Source organism: Sphingobacterium chuzhouense, assembly GCF_014692525.1.
GTDB classification, from domain to species: domain Bacteria; phylum Bacteroidota; class Bacteroidia; order Sphingobacteriales; family Sphingobacteriaceae; genus Sphingobacterium; species Sphingobacterium chuzhouense.
The window spans coordinates 207,359-226,720 of the sequence record NZ_JACNYL010000002.1 but is presented as its reverse complement, the minus strand read 5'-3'; the positions used below and the strand labels follow the sequence as shown (position 1 = coordinate 226,720).

Annotated in this window: 15 protein-coding genes and 1 tRNA gene; 7 read left to right on the top strand and 9 right to left on the bottom strand. The window is 42.4% G+C overall.

Going from position 1 to position 19,362, the window contains the following annotated elements:
• Nucleotides 1–38 precede the first annotated feature (38 nt).
• The 4 genes from H8B21_RS07340 to H8B21_RS07325 all read left to right on the top strand — a co-directional run bounded on the left by H8B21_RS07340 (nucleotide 39) and on the right by H8B21_RS07325 (nucleotide 6,322).
• Nucleotides 39–1,148, top strand: a complete 1,110-nt coding sequence (locus H8B21_RS07340; RefSeq protein ID WP_190313156.1) for a hypothetical protein — start codon at nucleotides 39–41, stop codon at nucleotides 1,146–1,148.
• A 65-nt stretch (nucleotides 1,149–1,213) separates the two neighbouring features.
• Complete coding sequence (locus tag H8B21_RS07335; RefSeq protein WP_190313155.1) at nucleotides 1,214–2,806, top strand: glycoside hydrolase family 32 protein; 1,593 nt, start codon at nucleotides 1,214–1,216, stop codon at nucleotides 2,804–2,806.
• On the top strand, nucleotides 2,803–4,776 hold the full coding sequence (locus H8B21_RS07330) for a glycoside hydrolase family 32 protein (RefSeq protein WP_190313154.1): 1,974 nt from the start codon (nucleotides 2,803–2,805) through the stop codon (nucleotides 4,774–4,776). The genes H8B21_RS07335 and H8B21_RS07330 overlap by 4 nt, the downstream gene beginning before the upstream one ends.
• Before the next feature lie 22 nt (nucleotides 4,777–4,798).
• Nucleotides 4,799–6,322, top strand: coding sequence for a glycoside hydrolase family 32 protein (locus H8B21_RS07325; RefSeq protein ID WP_190313153.1), 1,524 nt, complete (start codon nucleotides 4,799–4,801; stop codon nucleotides 6,320–6,322).
• Nucleotides 6,323–6,358: 36 nt separating this feature from the next.
• Here the strand turns inward: H8B21_RS07325 and H8B21_RS07320 are convergent, their stop codons facing one another.
• The 4 genes from H8B21_RS07320 to H8B21_RS07305 all read right to left on the bottom strand — a co-directional run bounded on the left by H8B21_RS07320 (nucleotide 6,359) and on the right by H8B21_RS07305 (nucleotide 9,266).
• Nucleotides 6,359–7,051: a hypothetical protein gene (locus H8B21_RS07320; protein WP_190313152.1), complete on the bottom strand. Its 693-nt coding sequence runs from the start codon at nucleotides 7,049–7,051 to the stop codon at nucleotides 6,359–6,361.
• Nucleotides 7,052–7,136: 85 nt separating this feature from the next.
• Complete coding sequence (locus tag H8B21_RS07315) at nucleotides 7,137–7,754, bottom strand: hypothetical protein (RefSeq protein WP_190313151.1); 618 nt, start codon at nucleotides 7,752–7,754, stop codon at nucleotides 7,137–7,139.
• A gap of 197 nt (nucleotides 7,755–7,951) precedes the next feature.
• A complete protein-coding gene (locus H8B21_RS07310) occupies nucleotides 7,952–8,143 on the bottom strand; it encodes a hypothetical protein (protein ID WP_190313150.1) in 192 nt (63 codons plus the stop codon).
• A gap of 148 nt (nucleotides 8,144–8,291) precedes the next feature.
• On the bottom strand, nucleotides 8,292–9,266 hold the full coding sequence (locus tag H8B21_RS07305; RefSeq protein WP_190313149.1) for a helix-turn-helix transcriptional regulator: 975 nt from the start codon (nucleotides 9,264–9,266) through the stop codon (nucleotides 8,292–8,294).
• A 167-nt stretch (nucleotides 9,267–9,433) separates the two neighbouring features.
• Between H8B21_RS07305 and H8B21_RS07300 the strand changes: the two genes are divergently transcribed.
• Both H8B21_RS07300 and H8B21_RS07295 read left to right on the top strand, forming a co-directional pair.
• Nucleotides 9,434–10,621 carry an ankyrin repeat domain-containing protein gene (locus H8B21_RS07300; RefSeq protein ID WP_190313148.1) on the top strand — a complete coding sequence of 396 codons (1,188 nt, stop codon included), beginning with the start codon at nucleotides 9,434–9,436 and terminating at the stop codon, nucleotides 10,619–10,621.
• A gap of 10 nt (nucleotides 10,622–10,631) precedes the next feature.
• Nucleotides 10,632–11,978, top strand: a complete 1,347-nt coding sequence (locus tag H8B21_RS07295) for an ankyrin repeat domain-containing protein (protein WP_190313147.1) — start codon at nucleotides 10,632–10,634, stop codon at nucleotides 11,976–11,978.
• A gap of 53 nt (nucleotides 11,979–12,031) precedes the next feature.
• Here H8B21_RS07295 and H8B21_RS07290 read toward each other — a convergent pair.
• The 4 genes from H8B21_RS07290 to H8B21_RS07275 all read right to left on the bottom strand — a co-directional run bounded on the left by H8B21_RS07290 (nucleotide 12,032) and on the right by H8B21_RS07275 (nucleotide 14,947).
• Nucleotides 12,032–12,105 (bottom strand) — tRNA-His (locus tag H8B21_RS07290).
• A 132-nt stretch (nucleotides 12,106–12,237) separates the two neighbouring features.
• Nucleotides 12,238–12,645, bottom strand: a complete 408-nt coding sequence (locus H8B21_RS07285) for a hypothetical protein (RefSeq protein ID WP_190313146.1) — start codon at nucleotides 12,643–12,645, stop codon at nucleotides 12,238–12,240.
• Between the two features lie 51 nt (nucleotides 12,646–12,696).
• Complete coding sequence (locus H8B21_RS07280) at nucleotides 12,697–14,016, bottom strand: ABC transporter permease (protein ID WP_190313145.1); 1,320 nt, start codon at nucleotides 14,014–14,016, stop codon at nucleotides 12,697–12,699.
• Nucleotides 14,009–14,947, bottom strand: a complete 939-nt coding sequence (locus tag H8B21_RS07275; RefSeq protein WP_190313144.1) for an ABC transporter ATP-binding protein — start codon at nucleotides 14,945–14,947, stop codon at nucleotides 14,009–14,011. The genes H8B21_RS07280 and H8B21_RS07275 overlap by 8 nt, the downstream gene beginning before the upstream one ends.
• 540 nt (nucleotides 14,948–15,487) lie before the next feature.
• Here H8B21_RS07275 and H8B21_RS07270 point away from each other — a divergent pair.
• Entirely contained in the window at nucleotides 15,488–18,349 is a 2,862-nt protein-coding gene (locus tag H8B21_RS07270; RefSeq protein ID WP_190313143.1) for a PAS domain S-box protein, read from the top strand.
• Between the two features lie 45 nt (nucleotides 18,350–18,394).
• Here H8B21_RS07270 and H8B21_RS07265 read toward each other — a convergent pair whose 3' ends face one another.
• Complete coding sequence (locus H8B21_RS07265; protein WP_190313142.1) at nucleotides 18,395–19,345, bottom strand: CvpA family protein; 951 nt, start codon at nucleotides 19,343–19,345, stop codon at nucleotides 18,395–18,397.
• Between the last annotated feature and the right edge of the window lie 17 nt (nucleotides 19,346–19,362).

Genomic DNA, 19,362 nt, shown 5'->3' with positions numbered 1-19,362 from the left:
AAGCAATAATGAATATGAAACGAAAAAAATTTCATGATATGAAAACGTTAAAAAACACCGCTGGATTAAGTTTTTTCCTATTGTTTGTGGGGCTACTTACGTCCTGTAAGCAAGATGCGACGGATTCGCTCGATATGAATGCGGATGTGCATCTCCTTTCCTTCCATGTTGACAATGTAGCCGGTACGGTGGATAATGAAAAAGGCACCATTACCGTGATGGTTCCTGCGGGTACAAATTTATCGGCTATTGCACCCACCATCGAATTACCTCCCAATGCCACAGTGAAACCAGCCGCGGGAGAACCTCGGGATTTTAGCTATTCCTCCACGTCTCCCGTTGTATATCGTGTATATAACGGAAATGTGTACACAGACTACCGCGTAACGATAAGGGAAATTAAAGCCGAAATAACCGCCTTCCGTATTGGGGACAGAACAGGTATTATCAACCAAGCTGAAAGCACAATTTTGGTCTATGTACCCGAGGGAACAGATGTGACGCAGCTTCGTCCGATGATAGACTATACAAGCGGAGCAGAAATATTGCCTGCGTTAGGTAGCCCCGTCGATTTCACCACACCAGTAACATATACTTTGTCTTATCTAGGGCAGACATTCAACTACACCGTAACGGTAGTATTGGGTGATGAACCTAAACAACCCCTACTTATCTTCAACGGTGAGAATGTATCTCCACGATGGGGAGATTTGGGAACTACGGTGCAAAATCAAACAAACAATCCAAAAACGGATGGCATCAATCCGTCTCCATTATGTGTTTCTATCTTACGGAACGCGACTACCGGAGAAGGTTGGCACGGAGGAGCCCTGTGGAACGACAATAAAGTAAATATTAATCCCGCAGCGTATAACCGTTTTTCCATTATGGTATTAAAAGATGTTGCAGGAGATGTACAGATCGAAATACAATCGGATGGAGAAGCGAATAAGGATTGGTTGAGAGCACGGTACGCAGAAGATCATCTTGGCGAGTGGCAGGAGTTGATTTTCGAAGTTCCGGCAGAACGCACCGCTATCATCAACAACATCTTGGTGATGCCGCACGAGCACCCTAACGGCCAGCCCGTTCCTTTCCAAACACAACGTATGTATTGGGACGAATTGAAGGCGCTTCCAAAAGAATAACAGGTTGAACAGTGTATGTGGCTGCGCAATATTTTACACAGCCACATACCATTTTATAGGAAATCATGAATACACATACATATATACTCTCGATTCTATTTGTTTTGAACACACTGACCGGGTGTAAGGGAGACGACAACATACCACCAACTGAACCACCGATAGAGGGTGTAGACAGATCAACGACGTGCACCAATGTACAGGACAATGGTATATATCGAACATTTTATCAACCTCTACAGGGCTACGTTGGCGATCCCATGCCTTATTATAATGCAGGCGACAATAAGTTTTACCTGTTTTATCTTTATGAAAATGCCAATCGTCACCCTATTTTCTTGACAAGAACCAATGACTATGGTACCTTCGAAGGTTTTACACAAATACTGCCTGCCGGACCGATAGGCAGCCAAGATGAATGGATAGGTACCGGAAGTTTTATTAAGAAGGAGAATATCTACTATAGTTTTTATACCGGGCATAATGGCAATTTAAGCCCTGCCGAAAAGATCATGATGGCGACATCTCCAGATCTGTTGAATTGGACGAAACAGCCGACAGCCACCTTTCAAGCTACCGCTGAATATGATCAGAACAATTTCCGAGATCCCCATGTTTATTGGGATGAAACCCATAACAATTACGTAATGCTTGTTACAACCCGCAAAGACAGTAAGGGTGCACTGGCACGTTACAAATCTTCTGATTTAAATAACTGGTCCATTATGGAACCTTTGGTTGCGACAACATCAAATAATCCGGGAAAACACGAGATCGAAACAGATTCGGAAATCCTCGAATGTCCAGATATTTTCAAAATGGGCGATAAATGGTATCTGACGTTTTCGAGAATCAACCGTGATGAACATCGCAAAACCTTCTACCGAGTTTCTGATTCACCGGATGGACCGTGGAAGATTTGTCGCGATGCAGCTGGACACCATGAAACATTTGACGGATTGTATTTGTATGCCGGGAAAACCGCCAGTGACGGCACAACACGTTATCTCTCGGGTTGGACTTCTACCGGACAGACCGTAAACGATAATAATGAACTGCATTGGTCGGGAAGCCTTGTTTCGCATAAATTGGTAAAACAGGCAAGCGGCAAACTGTATCCGGTTATTCCGGACGCGGTAGATCAGAAATTCAACGTGAATGTACTTTTTGCACAGATTGCTGCAGAAGGAACGGTTTCGGGAGACGGCAATGCCTACACGATTGCCGCACAAACTTCTGGGAGAAGCTACGCTTTGTTTAACCGAAATATCACACCTATAAAAATTTCGATGAAAATAGATGCGTCGCAATCTAATCATTTTGGTTTTTCTTTTGGCGCATGCGGAGATATGTCGGAAGTCTATAGTGTTTCTTTTGATTTGACATCTACAAATCGTTGGGGAATGCCTTCTTTATTTATGTATCAGGAAAATAAGCAGGGTAGCACAAAGAAAGAACTCAACTTTACGCCGCTTATCGTTCCGACCAATAAGGTGTTTGATGTCAAGATGGTCGTGGAAAACTCCATTTGTGTGGTATATGTAAATAATCAAGTTGCATTTACCAATCGTATATACAAAATGGATCAAAACCCGTGGACTATTTTCTCAGATCAGGGCACGATTAAAGTCTCCAGTATGAAAATAGAAAAATCATGATAAAATATATACCCTTTCTTCTACTGTTGGTTTATTTTTCCGCTTATGGGCAGAATAATGAAGAAACCGTTTATCAGGAAAAATACAGGCCTCAATTCCATTTCAGTCCGGCTAAGGGATGGATTGGTGACCCCGACGGGTTGGTTTATACAGATGGAAAGTTTCATCTATATTGGTGGGGACACGCTGTATCGGAGGACCTCGTGCATTGGCAGGAATTACCTTATCCTATGAAAGGTGGCGATGGTAAATTTTCTTATTTTAGTGGATCGGTGGTCGTTGACCGGAAAAATACCGGTGGTTTCGGTGAGGATAGCATGATTGCTTTCTATACGAAACATTTTCCGGGTGACTCCATACCCGAAACGCAGGCGATTTCCGTGAGCAACGATAACGGGTTAAGTTATCATTATTATGCCCAAAACCCTGTCTTAGATATCAACAAGATTTTTTTTAGGGATCCGCAGATATTTTGGCATGGGCTGGATCAAAAATGGAAAATGGTCGTTTCGCTACCGGATGTGCAGCAAATCCATATCTATGAATCTAACAATTTGAAGCAATGGAACTTTTGTAGCAGTTTTGGTGATCTGGGGGCTAAAAATTCTTTTTGGGAGTGTCCGGATCTTTTTGAACTTCCTGTATTCGGTCATGAGGGCGTACGTAAATGGGTCATGTTGATTGGTCGTGGACCGAATAGAGTACAATATTTTGTTGGCGATTTCGACGGAAAAACGTTTACACCTGATGAGAAAATCATGGATTATCTAAAAAATGGTATAGGCTTGAACGGCGTGGTGTATGACGATTTTGAAGGGGATGTATGGAACAATTGGCAAATAGAGGGTAAAGCTTTTAAAAATCAGGCGGCATCAACCAAAGCCGTAGACTATCTGGGAGAAAGTTACTTGGGTGACTTATCTCAAGGTAATGCCGTTGGTAAAGTGATATCCAAGCCATTCACGATCACGCATAATGCTATCAATTTTTTAGTTGCTGGCGGAAAACGCCCCGATTCACTTTGCATGCATCTGGTAGTGGATGGTGAAATACGACGAACAGTAACAGGCGACCAGAGCAATGTTTTCAAATGGAATGGTTGGGATGTAAGCGATTTGATGGGAAAGAAAGCGCATTTAGCGATAGTCGATGCTATTTCCGACAGTACGCATGGAGCCATAGCGATAGACCATATCTTATTCTCTAATGAGTTGATGAACCATCAATTGGAACATGCCTTGTGGCTAGATTACGGCAACGATTACTATGCTACACGCACGTGGCGGAATTATGATGAACCCCATACGTTTGGAAACACTGTTTTTGCTATCGGTTGGATGGGCAATTGGGATTATTCGCGTTGGGCACCTACTTCGTGGGGCAAAGGCTTTCAGTCCTTACCTCGTGTTATGGCATTGAAGCAACATCCTACAGGATACCGTATAGTTCAGCAACCGATACCCCAATTGAAGCAACTTCGGCGACCGCTCCACAGCATGAACGGAGTCACCATAGGAAAAGATACGAAGATTGAACCGTTTAAACCTACCAAAAACACCTATGAAATCGAAGTGGAATTTAAATCAGATGATGCAGCTGTTTTCGGTTTTAACATGTTGGTAGGCGAAGGAAGGAAATTAGCCTTGCGTTATGATCCGATGACTTCTATACTATGTCTGGATCGTACAAACTGCACTGATTTTGTTTCCGAAAGCCGATTTACCGATGCTTTTGCGAAAAAAATGTATGCACCATCAGTGCTAAATAATGGCACCTTAAAAATGCATATTTTCATAGACCAAGCTTCGGTTGAAATATTTGTCAACGATGGGAGTATTGTGTTCAGTGCTGTCACATTTCCGTCGGAAAATCAATTAGGCATAGAAATATTCTCTGAAAAAGGAACAACTGAAATTGTTTCATTGGAAGCGTGGGAAATAAAATCCATTTGGGAGCAAAACAATAAATAATAGAAAATAAATACTTCATAATATGAAAGAAATAGTAAAACAAGTTGGATTTGGTCTATTCGCACTAGCTGTTATTGCGTGTGGACCACAGCAATCTTCGACAGAACAAAACCAGCAGATCGATAGTTTGGAAGACTATCGCCCGGCTTATCACTTTTCTCCCAAAAATGGCTGGATGAACGACCCCAACGGTCTGGTTTATCTGGATGGAACCTACCATTTGTTTTTTCAACATAATCCAGATAGTAACGTATGGGGACCCATGCACTGGGGGCATGCCACGAGTACGGATTTAGTTCATTGGGAGGAGCAGGAGATTGCACTTTTTCCCGATAGCTTGGGAACAATCTTCTCCGGAAGTGCCGTTATCGACAAAGATAATACGGCAGGTTTTGGTGCAAACGCGTTAGTAGCTATATATACGAATCATAGCCACGAAATTGAAGATCAGAAAACCGGGTTGCACCAAACACAGAGTATAGCGTATAGTCTGGATCAAGGTAAAACATGGACGAAATATGAAGGTAATCCGGTATTGCCAAATCCCGGTATCTGGGATTTCCGCGATCCGAAGGTGATATGGCATAATGAGACACAGCAGTGGATCATGACGCTTGCTACAAAGCAGTCCATTACCTTTTACGCTTCTAAAAATCTGAAATCGTGGGAAAGATTAAGCGAGTTCGGTGAGGGGATAGGTGCACACGGCGGCGTATGGGAATGTCCCGATTTATTGCGCTTCTCTACAGCTGAAGGGGAGAAATGGGTATTGTTGGTTAGTATCAATCCCGGGGGACCGAACACCGGTTCTGCGACACAATATTTTGTTGGAGATTTCGACGGTAAAACTTTCGCAAGCGCGCACAACGATATCCGTTGGATGGATTACGGTCCCGATAACTACGCGGGTGTTACTTTTTCAAATACCGGCGACCGCAAGTTGCTGATTGGCTGGATGAGCAACTGGGAATATGCTAACGATGTTCCGGCATCCACTTGGCGAAGCGGAAATACGATTGTGCGGGAATTGGGTTTGTCGAAAGAGGGCGATAAATGGTTGTTAACTTCTACTCCTGCTTCGGAAATTGATAAAGTAAGCGAGGTGACAACTAAATCTAAGTCAGTGGAATTAACTAATGAAGCAGATTTAAGTGATGCTATCGCTTCATTTGGAAATACATTCGACGCGTCGTTTACGCTGAAGAAAGCTACGGGCTTTCATGTAACGTTGACTAATGAAGAAGGGGAGACATTAGTATTCGGCTATGATGCGGCAAAACAACAGTATTTCATTGATCGTTCGAAAGCGGGTGACGCGAATTTCAGCGATAAATTTATCCATCGTCCGGTTGCCCCACGTTTGGTTCAGGGAGATGATTTGGATATTCGTTTCTTGTTGGATCATAATTCCATTGAATTATTTGCTGATGGGGGAAAAAGCAATATGAGTACCTTATTCTTTACGAAGAAACCGTTTACGAAACTGCAAATAGCAGCAGACGAAGCGAACACGCTGGATGCCTTTCAAGTGAAGGCGATACGGTAGATTGCCCGAAGCTCTATAATAAAAAGTCGAGGTGTTTTATATAAAAGCATCTCGATTTTTCCCCCACACCACATCTAACACCTCCACATCTTTTGTCAATTGCGCTGTTTTTTGCAGGATATCGCTATAGGTGGTGTACAGTATGTTGTATTGTTGGATATAACTGTCCAGAAGTAGATAGACATCTGTCAATACAGCAAGAAATTGCTGGAGATCTTTATCGAGTGAAACGACATCTACGTGCATATCTTCGTGGTGCCTAAAGACCGAATCGAGTACTTCAAAATGTAGCGGATCAATCGGTTTCTCTCCTCTAAAGTAGGTGTCCGTGATGATGGTATATTCCCTGTCACGCGCACCGATAACATCATAAAACTGTACCAGTTTATGGTGTTGTCGGATAACACTGTTGTAAAAGTTTCGTAATTCGACCTGAAAGTTAGCCTCGAGTTCAGTATGCAGGTTTTTACCGGAGAAATCAACCTGTTCTTTATAGAAACCAAGCGTGTCGTTTAATTCCCATCTTTCCTCCTCCAATTTATGGAGGTTTATGAGGGCAAGCTGCGCTTCGCCTTTTTCTTTTTCGAAGAGGAGCTTCATGCGCCAGACTTGGTCGTGTGCTAGCCTATAATTATCCAAAGCGGACGCTTCGAGATTTTGTAGATAACGATCGTCGTGTGTTTGATAGCTGATGGTGCGGAGCGGATGGTCTATGGTAATATTCTTCATTTTTATATATTGGTCATTAAACATAATAAAAAAATACGGTAAACTAAATATCCGACCTGCTCACGTGCAGGTCGGATAAATAAGGTCATACCACTACACAGCGTACGGTGTCGCTGTAATTAGCTGTTGGATTGGTGCCGAGATAGGTTACCCGGAATTCATATTCCTGTAGGTAGTCTAAATTCGAAATGCCCAATTTGGATTTTGTGCTAAGTACCGTTGTCCATTCGTTGAGACTACCTGCCTTGCGGTATTCAAACTGATAGAACCTTGCCGGGCGCCATGGATTGACGCGCAACTGTACCGTGTTCGTTCCAGGATGGGTAACTACAGCACGCAGGTCGTTGGCCCTGGGTGATATTCCTGCGTTAGGAGCGTTGTTTTTTCCTGGTACGAACCCTGCTGCCAACACAATGTTGGCGTCGCCTTTAGCGACAGACTCTACATGTAATGACAGGTCATAGAGCAGTTGTCTGACCAAAACTGCCTGTTGGTTTTTGATGACCACCTGCCGCATGTCTCTAAACGCCGCTTCGGATAAAGAATCCGTGTAATCCGCTAACGCAGTTTCCAATAGTGTTACTTTCTCCGTGGCATCGGGAAACAGATCTGCATTCTCCTTTGATTTTTTTACCACGTTGGAGGCGTATTGAACCAACCTTGATTCCGTACGCGTTTTTGATGTTAGTACTGGCTTTGCCATAATGATTAAATTTAAATTGTTTATAAAAAATTAATTAACGCCTCAAATATAGGGAGAGGTGTTTCTTAAGAGGGGGGCTATTTGGGTCAACTTTTCCGCCAACACCGGATAGTTGTGACCCGATTAGCCCCCTTGTCTTTATTTTTGTCTCAAAAACGGCGTTTCCGATAAATACAAGTATATTTTGTGGTAAGTATTTACTTACCGTTGTGCATTAACGACAGCTCATTGTACATCACCAACGAATCAGATGTATTTACCAATATGATAAAGGTGATGTGTTTTGGTTCATTGGACTGGTACATTGGGTTACGGGTAATGACAGCTGGACGAAAGCACATGTGTATCGGATCATAGTTGATGTAATCCGTATCATTGGTGATGTCCATAGACTTGTTGATGTGTATCGTTACGGCGTTGTTCTATTCATATCGCACAATGGTATAGCGCAATGAGTCAAAAGCGGTGTGCGTTGAGCCATTGATCATGACCTATCAGACAGGACACATGTAAGCAGAAATCTTGTACCGGCGTCGATTAAAACAATCGCTTCAGCCGCATGCTACTCCGATATTGTACGGGGCTTATCATAAAACGTTTGGTAAAAAGACGTTTGAAGTTTTTGGGACAGGCAAAATTTAAAGAAGATGCTATCTTCGCGATGGATTTATCGGAGTTTCGGATGCTTTCTCTTGCTGCTTGTAGCCGAAATTCGATAATCTGTTCTGTCACTGTAAATGGCTTGTCTTTAAAAGCTCTTTTCAATGTACTTTCGCTTACGTATAATGCATGCGCAACGGTCTCCATATTCGTTTGGTCGTCGTAGAAATTTTCCCGGATATACGCCATGGCTTTATGATACAGTTCGATTTCGTGATCTGTCCTATCGAGAGATTCCGGTTCCATTTCTTGAAATACATGCCGGAAGAACCGGATGTTCCAATTTGCTAGTTGATAATACGTACTAAATGGTCGAAATTCCATCTGTTGAAGTCCATCCAATATGCGTTTAAGCTTGGCATGGAGATTCATCGTCCCGATGATCCGATGCGAGACATCTTCTTCAGTATCTGTCGCAAATAGCGGCTTCAGTTGTGCATATTCTGTCGTTAGCTCCTGCAATATACGGCCATCTATCCCTAATAATAGAAACCAGGAGCTGTTGTTACCTAAAGAAATCAAATAATCATCGATTAGCGTTTGGTAGCAGAGTAACATATCGGTAGGTATCCGGTACATATTGTCCAATGTCAGCGAAATTCCCGTTCGCATATTGATAAGAAGCCAGAGATAGTTGTCAGAAGCGGTAATCTGCATAGATAAGTTGGAAGGTAGATGCGTATCTTTAAATTCAAACCAGCAGAAGTCTTTTCCACTGAAATACCGGTAGGATACGTGTGTTTCTAAAGGAGGTGATACAGGTTCCGGAAGAAAAGCTAAATAGCCATCAAAGCGCCTGCTATTATATATAACATGATCATCTGAAAATTGTACGAAACTGGTTTTAAACATGCTTATTATCGGTTTACCCCTAAGATAATAAAAACAGCACAAATTTTTGATTTTAGATGTATATAGTTTGTAGATATATTAAATTGTTTGCTGTGTTAAACAGCATCGGAAAATAAAGTATATTTAGCTTCGTTTTTTATAGCAAGGAATGATTAACATAACGTACTATGAGCGAATTTGACAAAGATGAATTTATTAAAGTACTATTCAGCAGAAATGAGGACGCACTTATTGATTATTTAAAAGCACCACATGGCAAGTTGCCCGAGAGCGAAGTAAACCGGCTCTTTCAAACCATGTTGCAGAACAGATTCTGGGAAGCATTGGCTTATTGTGTGGACAGCAATTTTGTGGAGACAGATTTATTTGAATACGAGTCCATTGGTCGGACACCCTTAGAATATCTCTTAAAGCCTTACCTTTCCAAAGAAGAAGATTGGGAAATATATCTTCCTATATTTAACCGTTTTCTCTCTAATATAGACGATATCAACGAAGAAATCGAAGGGCATAACCTGCTTTCGTATGCCATCGACAATAAATCCTCCATACACATTTTGAAAGCCCTTATCAATGCGGGTATCCGAATGGATTATCAGAATAGGTATGGGTTAACGTATTTGCATCAATTTTGCAAACAATTGCGCATGCCACCGCCAAACGCAGAAGAGATTGTACAACTATTATTAGATGCCGGTGTAGACATCAATGCACAAACGGTAACGCACGAAACTGCTTTATTTACCGCAATAGAAGCGGGGCATCTGCCCACCATTAAGATGCTTTTAGAAGCAGGTGCTGACATAAATCAGGTCAATGCAAACGGATATAGTCTATTCTATATAGCAGTCGCACAACGACAGGACGTTAATTTACTAAAACTGCTATTAGATTATGGTGTACCTGATTTCAGCCAATTGAACAAAGAGAAAGAAAACTTATTGAATGGCTTTTTACGTTATTTCCAAGGAGGAGAATCCGGAATGGAAATATTACGGCTATTGTTGGAAAATGGTGCTGTATTAACGGATACCTCGGATTGGTATCATACCCCTAAATCGGGAATCGATTGGATTGCGGAAAAGCCGTCCGAAGTGCTTGCATTTTTACTCGAACATCAATACATCGACGTAGACTGGAAGGATGACGAGGGCAATACGATTTTGATAAAGGTCTGTGCCCAAGATTCCAATCACGAAGAAATGAAAGCAAAACAAACCTATCGGAAAGTGAAAATGCTGTTAAAACATGGAGCTGACCCAACAATAGAAAATACGCAAGACAAAAAAGCTATTGATTACGCAATGGAAGACCAATTGCAAACAAAAGTGGTAGAGTTATTAATCGGTAAGTAAAACAGGAAATATGTCGCAATCATTTATTGTAGCCTGCGAAGGTGGAAAAAGAAAAATAGCGGAAATACTATTAGAAAAACAACAGGTAGATGTAAAATACACCGATGAACGAGGGCGTACCGCATTGCATTATGCCGCATATCAGGGTTATACGGATATTGTAAAGCAGCTTATCGAGGCCGGTGCAGATATTAATTACGAAGATCATCATGGCGAAACACCCTTATTTTTTGCGGTGATCAATAAACAAAAACAAACGATCCTCCACTTACTGGATAACGGTGCCAATCCGCAGATAAACGATTTTCAAGGAAATAGTCTGTTGCATATCCTCGCCAAAACCGGACAGCAGGATGTTACCGAGAAATTGATAGGGTTGGGGCTGGATATAAATGCTTTGAACAAAGATGGCATCCCGCCGTTGCTGATAGCAACGCGTAATAAATTCCTGCCTATAGTAAAGTTGCTGATGCAGAACGGAGCGGATGTTGATTTTACCGATAAGATGGGAAATAGTGCGTTGAGTATTGCTGTGGAAAACAATGTAATTCCTATTGTGAACCTGTTATTGGACAACGGAGCGTCGATAAACCTATCGAATAATCTGAACGAAAGTCCGTTGCTAATAGCTGTCCGTTTAGGAAACCGTATTGTTGCGGAGAAATTGATTGAACAGGGCGCAGACATTTTTGCGGAAACCAAAGAAGGAATATCCCCCGTATGGTACGCTGTAGGAGCTAATCAAAAAGAGCTGGTACACGTTTTTCTGAAAAAAGGGCTATCTGCAGATTATGCCCGAAGTGTAGACGCTTGGGATGGGAAAGATGGAAGTTATATGGAAAAACTGATTTCCAACACAGGGAGCCGTACATTCATTCTGGGTTTTGAATCGCATTATGCAGGGGAGACGTTGTTACAAACAGCTACAAAATACGGTTATCTGTCGATGGTCAAGTTACTATTGGAAAACGGTGCGCATGTAGATAAACAGGACGCCTCGGGTAATACAGCGCTACACTATGGTGCGGCATACGGTAAAAAAGATATTGTACGCTATCTGCTAACCTACGGCGCGACGACAGATATCACCAATTGCCTGGAACAGAAACCCATCGACTATTCGAATATGAAGGGGCTTAACGAGATAACCGCCTTATTGATTGACTTCGGAGCTAAAACAAATGCTATCGTAGATGGACCTCTGCAAGAAAAGAAGCCAGAACAGCCTGCGAAAGCAGGAACATTGGACATGGAACAAAAGAAAAAGGCATTATTTGATTTGAAAGAACTGTTGGACGCCGGCATTCTCTCCGACGAGGAGTTTCAACAGCAAAAGCAAAAGATTTTGGAGAATTAGTTTCGCGAAGCCGCTAAAAACAAAAAAGCTTCTCTGAAAAGAGAAGCTTTTTGGGTAAGCAATGGGGCTCGAACCCACGACCCCTAGAACCACAATCTAGTGCTCTAACCAACTGAGCTATGCCTACCGTGATTTTGATGAGACAAAAGTAGAACAATTCCCCCTATACTCCAAATATTTTTAAACAAAAAACACCACTATAAGGCGAATAAGTTCATTTATAACGAGATAATTTTTATTAGCCAAACCTAGATAGGTGCTACTTCATATTAATGACCTCATCGACGATATACCGCGTGTTGCCACGCCAAGGTAATACTCCGTGATATTCTTTGTAATGCAGGTCAAAATATTTGCCGCTATTTAGTTCCAATATCTTGAAGATCGAGTCATTTTCCACCGAAAATTCAAACTCATTGCTTGACACGCCGCTACCGGTTTGGGTCCGTAATCCTTCTTGAATCAACTTGCCCTCATATGTTTTAAAAAGGTTTCCCTTTTTTACCGCGAAATTGAGATAACCTGATTTAACACCTTCACCAAATACGAAATAGTATCTATAGTAAACCCAGCCACCTACCGCAAGAAATATGATGATAAGCAGCCAAGCCAGGATTTTTCCAAAAACTCCCGACTTTTTCTTTTCTGTGTTTTGAGATGTCGTCATGATAATTTTATAATTTTTATAACCTCGTTACCCAACGTTTTGTTTTCCAGATTACTGCTTATAATTAAACCATTTTATAAGTTCTTTTAAACTCGCTTTTTTGCCATACATCAAAATTCCCACACGATATATCCGTGCTGCAAACCAAGTCGTGAGTATAAACCCACCAATGAGCAATAACGCAGATAGCACAATCTGCCAGGTAGGTACGCCAAAAGGAATACGAACCAACATGGCGACAGGCGATGTAAACGGAATCATGCTTAACCATGTTGCGATACTTCCATGTGGATCATTGATAAGTACGCCAAATGATAAGACATACGGTATCAGTAACGGCATGGTTATCGGCATCGTAAATTGTCCTGCTTCTGTTTCGCTGTCCACGGCAGAGCCTACTGCGGCGAACAAAGCGCTATACAACAGATATCCTCCAAAAAAGAAAATAAAAAAGCAGATCGTAAGTTCTGTAAAATTCACAGAATCAAGTGCGGCCATCCAATCAAAGTCTGCGTTTGCGGTCGCAGACTGCTCACCAGGCAATTCTGTCATGTTGCGTCCCATAGCTTGTTGAGCGATCTCCTTATCACTGAATAAAGCGGTGGAAAAGACGGTCATCAAGGTCAAAGAAAGAATAATCCAAAGCACAAATTGCGTGATGCCAACTAAGCCGATCCCAATAATCTTTCCCATCATCAACTGGAACGGCTTTACGGAAGATATGACGACCTCTACAATACGGTTTGATTTTTCTTCTATGACACCACGCATCACTTGGGTGCCAAAAAGAACTAATGATAAATAAATTAAGAAGCACAGCCCCATAGCGATACCCATAGCAACTTCCGTATGGCTATCCTTAGCGTCTCCGGTTTCGGTAACCTCCTTTGCCGCAATTTGGATGTTGTCGTTAATGTTGCGAATACTATCGACATTCAACCCCATTTTGCGATACTGTTCGTTACGGATAATTTCCCGAAGTTGCGATCTTATCTCATTTTGTGTGCCTATATTCGGTTTTCCTGAAGATAACAGCTCGATTTTCCTAGCGGTATAAAAGTCAGCAGGTATGATCAATAAATTGGTGTTCTTAGCACCATTTTTTAAGTTTTTAATCTGCTCCTGCAGATCCATGTTTGAAGACGAATACGTAATATTCTTATTATTCTTTAACTGATCGGCTATCGAGCCCTCTTCATCAATAAGATGTACAATGGCATGGGTATCCTCATAACTTTGTTTAGTAAGAAAGAATATAGCCACATACATACCGATAAACAGCATGGGAACAAGAAAAGTCACAAGCAAAAAAGACTTTTTCTTTACGCGGCTAAAGTATTCCCGGTTGATGATTAATAATATCTTATGCATGATGGATATATTTGCTATTAGTCGATTCTTTAACTTGGTCAATAAAAATATCGTGCATAGATGGAATAACTTCCTTCACTTGGTGTATCTCAACTTGAGAAATCAAATATACTAATATGTCGTTCAACGAATTGTTGTCCTGTAAACGAATAGTGACTTCATGGGTGTCAATCGTTGTTTTCTCTTCCACCACTTCAAATAACGATGTCCCTATAAAGCGTGGAACGATGCCATCTTGTTCTTTAAATTCAATAACATACATTTGGTTTTGGTAAGAACGCTTTATTTCCCTAACTGGGCCGTCCAATACTTTTTTCGATTTATTAATCAGTGCGATGTAATCACAAAGTTCTTCCACCGATTCCATACGATGCGTAGAATATATAATAGTAGCACCTTTTTTATTCAGTTCCAGGATCTCCTCCTGTATCACCTGTGCATTAACGGGGTCAAACCCGGAAAAGGGTTCGTCCAGGATAATAAGATCTGGTTCGTGTACGACTGTAGCGACGAATTGCACCTTTTGTTGCATGCCTTTACTAAGATCCTCCACTTTCTTGTCCCACCAGCTTTCGATCTGTAATTTTTCAAACCAGTGTCGAATGCGCTGATTGGCATCCCCTTTAGACAATCCTTTAAGCTGCGCCAGATAGAGCATCTGCTCGCCGATCTTCATTTTTTTATATAACCCGCGTTCTTCCGGCAGATAACCAATGCGCTCTATATGTTTGGGATGAAGAAGCTCCCCATCGAAATAAATTTCCCCACTATCTGGAGCAGTAATCTGATTGATAATACGAATAAGGGATGTTTTTCCGGCGCCATTCGGACCTAAAAGACCGAAAATACTACCTTTTGGTACGTGCAAGGACACATCATCCAAAGCGCGATGGTTACTATATTGTTTAACGATATGACGGATGTCTAGCATATAACGGGTATTTTGCTGCTAATATACTTATGATTCTAGAGATTAGCTGCTTTTCTTTTCCAGTTCTTTTATTAGCCTGTTTTGTGTATCAATGATTGCACGAGATCAATGGATACCAATCCAAAATGGGCATCCTTATTATTCGAGTAACCATCGTTATAAGAACGTCATAACGGCACCGGAATAAAATAACGCAAACAGACAAATCTTCTTGTCTGCTCCCGACTTCCTAAATGAAAATACCTCAAACGTATGGTATAATCAGACCGGATGGCTATGTTAAATTCGCACTTTAAAGATAGCACTTTTTTGATTATCGACAAATACACAAGGTAGCAATATAGGAGTCGGTTTTCGCAATTCTAGTGATTAAGACGCCGATTCCCCAAACGACGGAGATTCCCATCAGCACTTTAGTTTTATCTTTTCATAGTCTTAAAATCACAAAAAATGAACGATATGAGCTATTGCACGTTCATATTCTATATATCGCTATTCCGGCTATCATAATTGCCACGTATGCTGTTAATTGCGATTTTTATGAAAAAGAAGAAACATACAGGAACTGCGACTTCCGTTCAAAATACGGAGCTTCGTGACATCATATTACTGCAGGAACTGAGCAACAGTCTTGTTGAAGATGGTCGTGTAGAACAGCTTTACGAGCAAATCCTTCGCACTAGTTTAACAATTATGGAAGCTGATGCCGCCAGTATGCAACTTTACGATGCCGAGAAACAGGTGTTGGAGTTACTGACTTGGGATGGAGCCGACTCTGACTCCACTAAATTCCGTACCTGGATCGAAGCAGGGCGGGCGAGGGTATGCAAGATAGCGTTGGCGGATAAAAAACGTATCCTCGTAACGGATGTACAACAAGCTGCGTTTCTGGAAAGAACTGAAGACCTCGACTATTACAGCTTGTCCGGGATTCAAGCAGTGCAAGCTACGCCGCTTATCGCTCGAAATGGCAAGGTAGTTGGTATAATCTCCAGCCATTGGAAACATAGCTACACACCAACAGATCGACAATTAGCGTTATTGGACGTAATTACTCGCCAGGCCGCTGACTTACTGGAGCGCGATCTGTCTGTCACCTTTCGGGATACCGAAGATCGTAAGCGAGCAGATGCGGGCCTGAGCGGTAGTGTGGCTCGACTGGCGGCTGCTTTCGAAAGCGTACCTGTCGGCGTTGCCGTTATCAGCATTTCAGGTGAGATCATTTTTGGTAATGCCGAATATCGCCGTTTCGTTCCGGTCGGTCGCATTCCGTCCCTTAGCAGAGCAAACCTTATGCACTGGCAGGCTTGGGATGTAAACGGACGACCGCTTGAATCACAGGACTTTCCGGTTGCACGCGCATTACGGGGCGAGACTGTTGTGCCAGGTCAGGAGATGCTTTACATAGATGACGCCGGGAGAGAGATCTGGACCAGCATAGCCTCTGTACCGACTCTTGATCAAGACGGCCGGGTAACGGGAGCTGTTTCCGTAATCAGCGACATTAATGCCTTAAAGCGGAACACAGAAGCACTCCGTGAAAGCGAAGAACGTTTCCGCACACTGACTCAAACTTCACCGCTCGGTGTAGGTGTTAGTTCAACGGAAGGCAAGATCATTTATTCCAACCGTGCTTTGGAAGCTATCCTCGGCTATGAGCCCGGTGAATTGCTTGAGCAACCATCTACTTCCGTTTATTATGACGTCATCGAGCGACTAGCCTGGCTTAAGGCAATGAAGAAGACCGGTATGGGGTCGAGCTGCGAGATAAGGTTCAAACGGAAAGACAATAGCCCCGTATGGGTAGCAATCAATGTCGCGCCGATCGAGTACAGTGGTAGGGAGGCGATCATCGGAATAGTACAGGATATTGATGAGCATAAGCAGACAGAAATCGCTCTTCGGAAAGCCGAATTGCGATATCGTAATCGTTTGGAACAAGACGTGCGTGACCGAACCACGGAATTGCAGCAAAGCCGGGATCAATTACAGTCCATCTTGGATACCACGCTGGTGCAAATGTCGATTCTGGAAGCTGTACGGGGAGTAAATGGTGAAATTACAGATCTGAAAATTCTCTCCGTTAACCAGGAACTAGAAAAAGCAACAGGGCGTACCGATTTGGTTGGTAAACTATATACCGCCGAATATCCAGGAATCCGTAAGACAGGATTATTCGATATGATTGTTAAAGCGATTGAAACAAATGAACCACAGACTACAGAATATTTCTATGACTACGAAGGTTTTCAGAAATGGTTTAGTTGTACGTTTGTTAAACTTAATGATGGCGTAGTGGCCTCCAACATGGATATTACAGCCAACAAAATGGCTGAAGAAGAACGGCTTAAGAATTACCTCCTGTTACAACAATCGGAAGACTTAGCTGCTCTAGGTAGCTGGGATTACGACATGCTCAAGAAGAACTTCACTTGGTCGGATGGGATGTATCGGTTATTTGATTTGGAAAAGGGGAAAGAAATCAAGCCGGAGATATACTTGGAATACGCTACAAGGAATGGTCGGGAGGCAGCAAAAAGGTTGGTACGGCATATCCGAAACGGTGATGGCGATTTTGAAGAACTGTTAGAAATCAGTGTTTCGGGAAAGACAAAAATACTACATCTTAAGGGGACTGTTGTTGTAAACAATGAAGGCAGAACCGAACGAGTATTGGGGGTAGACATGGATATTTCGACAGCTCGCATGGCCGAAGAAAAGATTCGGAAAATGGAAGCGGAGCAGAAGTTGGAAATTTTTCGAGTTTCTTTAAGCACCCTGGAAGAAGAGCGGCACCGTATCGCCGAAAGCCTTCATAATGGCATCGGCCAAATCCTTTACGGAATTAAAATTAACATGGAGAGCTTAAGATACGGTATGGATGAAAGTGATTTCAACGCAAATAAAGCCTATACTGATAAGTTGCTAAAGGATACGATCATTGAAACTAGACGAATCTCTCACGAGCTGATGCCTACCACACTGGAAAGGTTTGGGCTTCAAAGTGCGATCGACGGCGTTTGTAAGCAGTTGTCTGATGGCACAGAATTCGAGTGTAAAATTATCGGATCGCGTCAACGTATGGAAAAGTACTTGGAACTGGCCATCTATCGCACTGCCCAAGAACTCATGACAAATGTTGTTAAGCATGCAAACGCGACGAAATGTTATGTCGTTATCCACATTACACGGGAAGAGATTAACATACAAGTCAGCGATAACGGTCAGGGCATTACAGTTAATAGTTTGCATAAACCGGGTATAGGCTTAGCATCTATTCGCAGCAAGATTAAGTTGTTGAATGGCGAGATAGATATAAATTCAGCGCCCGCCAAAGGAACAAATGTTCAAGTCGCTATTCCCCGGCCTGATAATAAAAACCCCTACAAAGAATCCACATGAGTAGGTAATTTCCCTATTCCGCTGGGGAACGGATTTTCGTTTCGGTCAGTTGCGGAAATTTTGTGTGACCATTAAGCCGTATATACCGCCATCTAGAATACCGATTCCTACACGACCGAATGTTTTTCGAAGGATGTTGGCGCGATGTCCTGGTGAATTCATTAACCCGTCATGAGCCAAAAGTAGATTTTGTGCAATTGCCAAGTTCTCGCCCGCTACGACAAACCTAATGTTCGCCGTGCGGATGCGATCAAACGGTGTCTGTCCTTCCGGAGAAATGTGCGAAAAATAACTTCTCGCAAACATATCTTCCGAGTGCTGGCGCGCTACCGGTGTCAGTTCTTCATCTAACGTAAGCGCTGGTAGGTTCGCCTTCGCCCGCTCTTCATTTATAAGATCGAGCATCTGGCTCTCCAAATCTGGTCTCGATTTGGGATTCTCCACTACAAAGGGAAGGCTTATGCTTTCAGATGATCCGGGATCAATAGTCATTTTATTAATGGATCGGTTTACATCTTCGAGTGCGGGAGCGAATGGCTGCTCAATTCGCGTGAATCCGTTGGTAAGTTGTTCTGCGATTTTACTTTCTCGTGTTTGCAACGTCAGGGATTCCGAAAAAGGTAATAGGAGCAAAAGGGTTGCGATAATAGCAGCATAAAGGAATCCTGTGACAATACCCGGTAAAAACCCAAAAATGTTGTTCAATCGATGTCTCTGTATTTTTAACGGAATAGCGTTCAAGGTTTTTGCCGCTAACAGAGACAGGATAGAGCCAGTAATAAGCAATGTAAATAGGAATGATAAAGGGATTGTCCAAATGCCATCTGTAATATTCGCCTCAAAAAAACGGGCTACATGTCTATATAATGCAAAAGTAACCAGTAAACTTCCTAGCCAGGAGACTAGTCCCGCCATTCCGGCAAAGAACCCCCTCGTTACGCCGGTCCATACCGAGATGAAGAAAACCAGCAAAAGTATGATATCAATTATGTTCATATCGTTCCAATAGGACA